Here is a 5,892-nt window from a genome sequence, read left to right on the forward strand (position 1 = left end):
TCATCCTAGAACGATGGCGGTAAGAGTTGATTTGCGATTACCGCTTTTAATGGTGATGGAAGAATCAAATTTGATGAAAAACTTCATTGCTTCGTTGGATGCGCAAATACAGGCTGATTTAAGAAGGAAAGAAAGAGCAGGGAAACCGAAACGGAAATGTCGATTAAGATATGTATGGGTGAAGGAAAAAGATAAAGCGTTACATCATCACTATCACCTTGTTCTGCTGTTTAACAAGGATGTATATAACAGCCTGGGGTCATTCTCTAACCGAAACAACCTATCTCACAAAATTAAAACGGCATGGTGTCGGGCATTAGATACTGATCTTGATGATGGTGGTCGTTTAGTGCACTTTCCTGACAATTGTGTATACCACATCGATGTAAATAGCCTTAGGTCTTCTTCTGTTCTTGACGAGCTATTTCGTCGTCTCAGTTACTTTGCCAAAGTACGCACCAAGCAATTTGGTACTGGAAACAGAAATTTTGGTTGCTCAATAAAATAAAAAAAGAGAGGGGATACATCCCCTCTCGACTCGTTATGATTAGTTAGCAGGCACTATGGGCAGTTCTTCACACCCCCCCATATGAGCCACGTCCACTAAAGTATCTAGAGAGTCACCACACTGCGTTTGGTGAGTGCCGTTAGGGTAAGTGGTACGTACAATCCAGATACCTTTGCTATTCACGTCTGTGATGACATTTTTCTCAGCTGTACTTACAACTGATGTACGTGTCCAACGTGATGCATCGTAAGATTCAGTTGAGTCCAGTGAGTAGTTCCAAGTTGAGAACTGGTCCAGCACTGTTGGGTCTGTGATGTTAGAGTACAAACCATCGTTGATTAGGTCATTGATAACAGCATCGTCACCAAAGTCAAAACCCCACATACCAGCTTGTAGTAACACATTGCCGTCTTTCAATTCACGAATGACGTTAGCGTAAGGTACGCTAGAAGAGTACACGAGTGTATCTGCACATGCAGTATGGTCGTCAACTAGAACAGAAGCGGATACAGAGAATGTAACAGTGTCGTTGCCGTAGTTTTTTGAGTTCTGTACGTAATCATTAGTTAAACCACAACCGTATTTGCTGATTTCTGGTAGGTAGTCGATTAGGTCATCAGTGTATTTTTGCACTGCGCCTTCTTCGGCTTTGATTTTGTTACGGTAAACGATGAGGCGGCCTACAGTTTCTAAGTCAACAGAAACTTCAAATACACGTAGAGAATGTGTGTCGGCATCAAACACGCGTTCTTCACGATACCACTTAGTGAAATTCCCTGCGTCGTCTTTCTCAACGTAGTACTCAACTGTAGCTTTCCAAGCGTTAGGGTTCGCATCGACTAGAGCTGAAGTTTCAGCATAGCCTTTTGCTAGACCGCTGGTTAGAAGCTGGGCTAGTTGATGCTGCTCGGTGTTACCAGAAGCGATGAAGTCTGCGTATAGCTCGTTAGCAGGAATGTTGTAGCGGTTACCCAACTCGTATTCCTTCTCGGCGACTAGACGTACAACTTTGTTTTGCGCTTCAGTATTCGCAGCCAACTCTTTACAGTTGCTTACGCCACTTTGTAATAGGTCTGTTTCAACAGCTGACCAAATCACTGTAGTGAATGGAGTAGTAGCAAATACATCTTCGCCTACGTTGTCAGATGAGAATGAGGGCGGAAAGGTTAAGCTATAAGGTTTATTAACTAACCCATAATCGCTATCGTATGCACCAGTAGGCACATTGACGATAATTGGTGAGTACTCTTTACAAATTAAGTCATCTTCTTCAATAGCAAAATCGAAACGACCGTTCTGATCTGTGGTAGAGCTAGGTTCATTATCGTCTTGTACACCATTGAAGTTGTAATCTAGGAACGCAGTAGCACCCTCGACATAGCCATCGATAGCCACACCTGCGATTTGAGCAGACGGAGTACCTGGATTAGTACCGCCACCCCCTCCGCACGCTGTCAGAGCTAAAGCGATAGAGCTGACAAGAGTTGTCCTCAATAACATTGTATTTTTCATAATCCTTCCTTGTGTGGTTAGTTGAACATGTTGGTCTTGATCTTGAGTGTTGAGTTTTATTTAGAGGTAATGGCCTCAGATAGTAAAAACCCTTCAGGGTAGGTGAACTCGAACGTACTGACGTGGATGTCTTGAATTTGGTTGAGTGGGGCTGAGCAAATACGCTTTTTGAATTGGTAGATCAATTGAAGGCAATCATTCTCTAATACCAACCCAAGTGGACAAACGTATTGAAGCACTTGTTCGTTACGTAGATGGAGCCGAGCTTCGCGTTGGTGATAGATGGATAGACAAAGTTTGTCAAAAAGAGCCTCGTTATAATCATCTTTGTTACCAAGCCGTTTATGCCGAACATGAGTACGTGAGGTTTGGTGATGATTCGCTGACAGTAACGGAGCAAAACAGTCCTTAACACTTGAACGACAACTTTCAGGAAGCATCGATCTTAAGCTCTCAAAAGCGAGTTCAATAAGTAGAGACTCGCTAGGGCCAATAGCATATTGAGAATGAGCTCGTCGATGGTAGCTATAAGGGAGGCTTCTATCGTCTTTTTCCACATCTAGATAAGTCGTCAAGATGTTCAAGCAGCGTTGTACAGTGCGTTTAGAGCGTTCAATGCCCGTATTTGTTAGTCGTTGATGAACTTCGTTCGCCGTGATCTTTCGTTGAGTAGGGATGAGAGAGTAAACTTCAAACACCAACTCAATATGTTCGATGCGTTGCTTGTTGGGTTTAGAGGGCATGGGACCACCAAAATTGAAACGTGATCAATCGCCTCAACACTTTTGAGTGATGAGTTTAAGAATCAAGTTGATTAGGGATCGGCTGGTGGCCACACAGCCTGATACGATTACTTCTTGTAGTTAATGACGAGTTTGTCTGCGAAAGGGTATTTAGCTATTTCATAGTCTGGGTTTCTTGTGGCTAAATTATGCGCCGATATTGCGGCTGCTGAAGCTAGGCCAAAAATGACAGCGGGGCCGGAAGCCAAGGTGGCAGCCATCGTTGTAGAGCGACCTGCTGTGTATATTCGACATGATAGATTTTGAGCCTCTATAAGCCGCTCAATCTTTTTCACCGTCTGAGAGAAGTTTTTTACCCGAGTTAAGGTGAACGACTCTTTTCGTTGGATTAAAGCGATGAGCTCTTCATCATTGGTATGATGCAGTACATTACTTGTGGTCATTGTGAATCCTTAGTTGGGTGTCTATGAACCATCACTGATGGCATTAGAATAAGGATGGGTGAGACAAATAACGTCTCACTCAAATGGCGGATAATGATTATGTGAAATGGGCTGTATATTTGAATTTAAATGACCTCGGGAAAGGCCATTATTTATCCTTTGCTGCTTCTAGAATTTCACTTAGTAGGTAACCTCTATTCATCAACTCAATAGTGGCTAAGAGCCGTTTTAGGTGAGCCGAAGAAAGGCGTTGAACGAATTCAAACAGTTCGTGATCTGAGCTTTGCTCTACCTCCTTTTTAAAGTGCTGATACTGTTCATTAAGGTAATGACAACTCGCGAGAGCGACTCTGATGAGCGCTTTTGTGAGCTGCTCTTTTAATGGGGAGATATTGGGCATGATTGGTATCACTTATCGGTAATGTAGTGATAAGTCGTGGGGTGGGAGTCAATGATGAAAAGTCATTCAGGCCTTGCTACATATAGGGTTAGCTCTCTCCGAAGCACGACTTTTGATGGCTGTAGTGGTCCGGTGCCTTTGTATCGTGACATAGACCCGGACGGGTTGTTCTCTCATTACGAAGTGATAGATATAGAGTCAAACGCTTCCATATCGATGTAGTTTAAGAAGTTATCCTGCCAAAGCTCGAACATCTCTACAGCGGAATAGTTGCCCTTGATTGGGCTCCATCCCCCGAACTCTGTAAAGAACGCTTGGTCTCGAAAATCAAAGTCTAGACATCGCGCCAATTCTGGATACACATTCCCAACGTAAGCAAAATCAGTGATGTATTCGACATTCCATAGACCACTGGAGATCTGTGTCATCGCGATTTCAACAGGGTGAAATCCACCAGCTTCTGAGCTGTATGAACTATCTCGAAAGTTGAACGTCAGGTAAGTACTTTGGGCTATTGACTCACACTGGGTTAATTGTTGTTGAAAATGGTTGTTTAACAGTGCGTGAAGTTTGTCAGACACAGGTAAACTTGATGGGTGAAAGAGCAGAGTAGACATATTGATGCCTCCTTGAATTTAGATGAAAGAGTGTGGTGATTGGTTAGCCTTAGCGGACTTGAGTGAGTTGTATGTCATCGAAGACATGCTGAGTTAAATGCTCATGGAAAGCGCACATCCAGGCTTGGAACACTTTTGTTGTGATTGGATGGCTCAGGCTCGCTGCCCCCGCATCTGGTTGATAGCACCAGTGATTAAGTAGGTGGAAATAGAGATACACATCGAGCGAGTCGGTGGTTTCATCTTGATAAGTGAAATTGGCCACAAAAACCAAATTCCAATGAGAGCGTGAATTCTCCCGCTTTAACTGAATCTCTACAGGGGCGACCCCTTCCTTTGTTTTGTAGTAGCTTGTATTTCGGCAGTTGAGTGCAATGCGTGTCGTGTCTTTAGGGATCGAGTAGCGAGCGATGGTTTGCTCTAACTGCTGGTGGAGTTTGCTATTGAGGGTGATGTCACCATAGTGTTTCTCAATCATAACCAGCCCCTTTCCGCAAACGACGTGCATTGTTCCCCAACAACAATATGATCCAGAACTCGAACATCAATGAGCGCTAAAGCATCTTGCAATCTCGTCGTGATGCGCCTGTCTGCTTGGGACGGCTCAGGATCGCCTGATGGATGGTTGTGAGCAAAGATAACCGCCGCCGCATTGGCTTTAAGAGCAGTCTTTACTACCTCCCTTGGATAGACGCTTGCCGCATCAATAGTCCCTTGAAACAACTCCTCAAACTCAATTAATCGGTGTTGGTTATCTAGCAACATGACGGCGAACACTTCGCGTTCACTGCCGCCTATCTTAAATCGCAAATAGTCTCGGGTAGCTTGTGGATTGGTAAATACATCGCCTCGTACATAACGATCTTCTAGTATCTCAGCGGCTTTTTCTAGAACACGATGTTCATGCTCTTGCTGCGAGAGTAGTGGTGGTGAAAGTGTTCTCATTTTGGTTCTCCTTTAATCAGGCTTTAGGTCATTCACTTTAATGACATATACCTCAAAAAGGTTTGAATCAGAGTAAGCCGAGCCAGCCTCATTTTTTTTAACACTATCTCCTTATCCCATGAGGACCACAGGCATAGGAGAACGTCCCATGAGATTTTTAAAGCTAAAAGAAGTGATTGAGAAAACCGCATTAAGTCGCTCGGCGATATACAGAAAAATGGACGAAGGTAATTTTCCTGTATCGGTAAGCTTGGGAGATAGGGCGGTCGCTTGGGTAGAAGAAGAGGTGAATAACTGGATGGAAATGCGCTTGGCTCAAAGACCAAGCCATTAAGACTGAATCAACGCTACGACAAAAAATTAAGGCTTTACCAAAATGGTGGGCCAAAACTTAAAAAGAGGAACAAAATTATGAATGAAGAAAACTGTGCAATCTACATTGCTATCGCGACTTCGAAAGACAATACATCAAACCTACAAGGTGGGATTGGTATCAGTGTTTATAACTACGATGGGCAGTTAGTTGACGAAAATAATCTATTAGTCGGTGAGATTGCCGATAGTGCTGAGTTAGAGCTTATCGCATTGATAGAAGCTATAGCTTATGCCAGAGATGGAGACTGCCTGTATTCGAGTAGTGAATATTGTGTGAAAGGGTTCAATGAATGGTTAGATAACTGGAAAGCAAAGGGGTGGCGAAAATCTGATAAGAAGCCAGTAGCTA

At 43.5% G+C, this 5,892-nt stretch carries 10 protein-coding genes; 3 read left to right on the forward strand and 7 right to left on the reverse strand.

All coding sequences use genetic code 11. The features are described 5' to 3' along the window. Positions 1–508 (forward strand): inovirus Gp2 family protein (locus tag AB4653_RS08405; RefSeq protein WP_372103824.1); only part of this gene is annotated, 508 nt, incomplete at its 5' end. A gap of 39 nt (positions 509–547) precedes the next feature. On the opposite strand, the gene AB4653_RS08410 is transcribed toward AB4653_RS08405, so the two are convergent. From AB4653_RS08410 to radC, 7 genes are all read right to left on the reverse strand, one after another. Continuing rightward, positions 548–2,020, reverse strand: a complete 1,473-nt coding sequence (locus tag AB4653_RS08410; RefSeq protein WP_017104406.1) for a hypothetical protein — start codon at positions 2,018–2,020, stop codon at positions 548–550. A 56-nt stretch (positions 2,021–2,076) separates the two neighbouring features. After that, positions 2,077–2,763 (reverse strand): hypothetical protein, encoded by a 687-nt coding sequence (locus AB4653_RS08415; RefSeq protein ID WP_017104405.1) that lies wholly within the window; start codon positions 2,761–2,763, stop codon positions 2,077–2,079. A 107-nt stretch (positions 2,764–2,870) separates the two neighbouring features. Continuing rightward, positions 2,871–3,206 (reverse strand): hypothetical protein, encoded by a 336-nt coding sequence (locus AB4653_RS08420; RefSeq protein ID WP_004734952.1) that lies wholly within the window; start codon positions 3,204–3,206, stop codon positions 2,871–2,873. Positions 3,207–3,354: 148 nt separating this feature from the next. After that, a complete protein-coding gene (locus AB4653_RS08425) occupies positions 3,355–3,606 on the reverse strand; it encodes a hypothetical protein (protein WP_017104404.1) in 252 nt (83 codons plus the stop codon). Between the two features lie 176 nt (positions 3,607–3,782). Next, entirely contained in the window at positions 3,783–4,223 is a 441-nt protein-coding gene (locus tag AB4653_RS08430) for a DUF2787 domain-containing protein (RefSeq protein ID WP_004734954.1), read from the reverse strand. Between the two features lie 49 nt (positions 4,224–4,272). Beyond that, positions 4,273–4,701 (reverse strand): DUF2787 domain-containing protein, encoded by a 429-nt coding sequence (locus AB4653_RS08435; RefSeq protein ID WP_017104403.1) that lies wholly within the window; start codon positions 4,699–4,701, stop codon positions 4,273–4,275. Then, a complete protein-coding gene (gene radC, locus AB4653_RS08440) occupies positions 4,698–5,168 on the reverse strand; it encodes a DNA repair protein RadC (RefSeq protein ID WP_017104402.1) in 471 nt (156 codons plus the stop codon). Before radC ends, AB4653_RS08435 begins: the two co-directional genes overlap by 4 nt. Positions 5,169–5,316: 148 nt before the next feature. On the opposite strand from radC, the gene AB4653_RS08445 reads away from it, so the two are divergent. Beyond that, positions 5,317–5,502 carry an AlpA family transcriptional regulator gene (locus AB4653_RS08445; protein WP_029223194.1) on the forward strand — a complete coding sequence of 62 codons (186 nt, stop codon included), beginning with the start codon at positions 5,317–5,319 and terminating at the stop codon, positions 5,500–5,502. 77 nt (positions 5,503–5,579) lie between these two features. Continuing rightward, positions 5,580–5,892, forward strand: a 313-nt coding sequence (locus tag AB4653_RS08450) for an RNase H family protein (RefSeq protein WP_372103827.1), incomplete at its 3' end; no start/stop codon positions are given.

It is taken from the genome of Vibrio sp. 10N.222.48.A3 (genome assembly GCF_041475345.1).
In the GTDB taxonomy this organism is placed as follows: Bacteria; Pseudomonadota; Gammaproteobacteria; order Enterobacterales; family Vibrionaceae; genus Vibrio; species Vibrio tasmaniensis_A.

Bases quoted from the DNA above. Each gene is read 5' to 3' on its own strand.
- AB4653_RS08410 (WP_017104406.1), bottom strand. From the start codon at position 2,020: ATGAAAAATACAATGTTATTGAGGACAACTCTTGTCAGCTCTATCGCT.
- AB4653_RS08415 (WP_017104405.1), bottom strand. From the start codon at position 2,763: ATGCCCTCTAAACCCAACAAGCAACGCATCGAACATATTGAGTTGGTG.
- AB4653_RS08420 (WP_004734952.1), bottom strand. From the start codon at position 3,206: ATGACCACAAGTAATGTACTGCATCATACCAATGATGAAGAGCTCATC.
- AB4653_RS08425 (WP_017104404.1), bottom strand. From the start codon at position 3,606: ATGCCCAATATCTCCCCATTAAAAGAGCAGCTCACAAAAGCGCTCATC.
- AB4653_RS08430 (WP_004734954.1), bottom strand. From the start codon at position 4,223: ATGTCTACTCTGCTCTTTCACCCATCAAGTTTACCTGTGTCTGACAAA.
- AB4653_RS08435 (WP_017104403.1), bottom strand. From the start codon at position 4,701: ATGATTGAGAAACACTATGGTGACATCACCCTCAATAGCAAACTCCAC.
- radC (WP_017104402.1), bottom strand. From the start codon at position 5,168: ATGAGAACACTTTCACCACCACTACTCTCGCAGCAAGAGCATGAACAT.
- AB4653_RS08445 (WP_029223194.1), top strand. From the start codon at position 5,317: ATGAGATTTTTAAAGCTAAAAGAAGTGATTGAGAAAACCGCATTAAGT.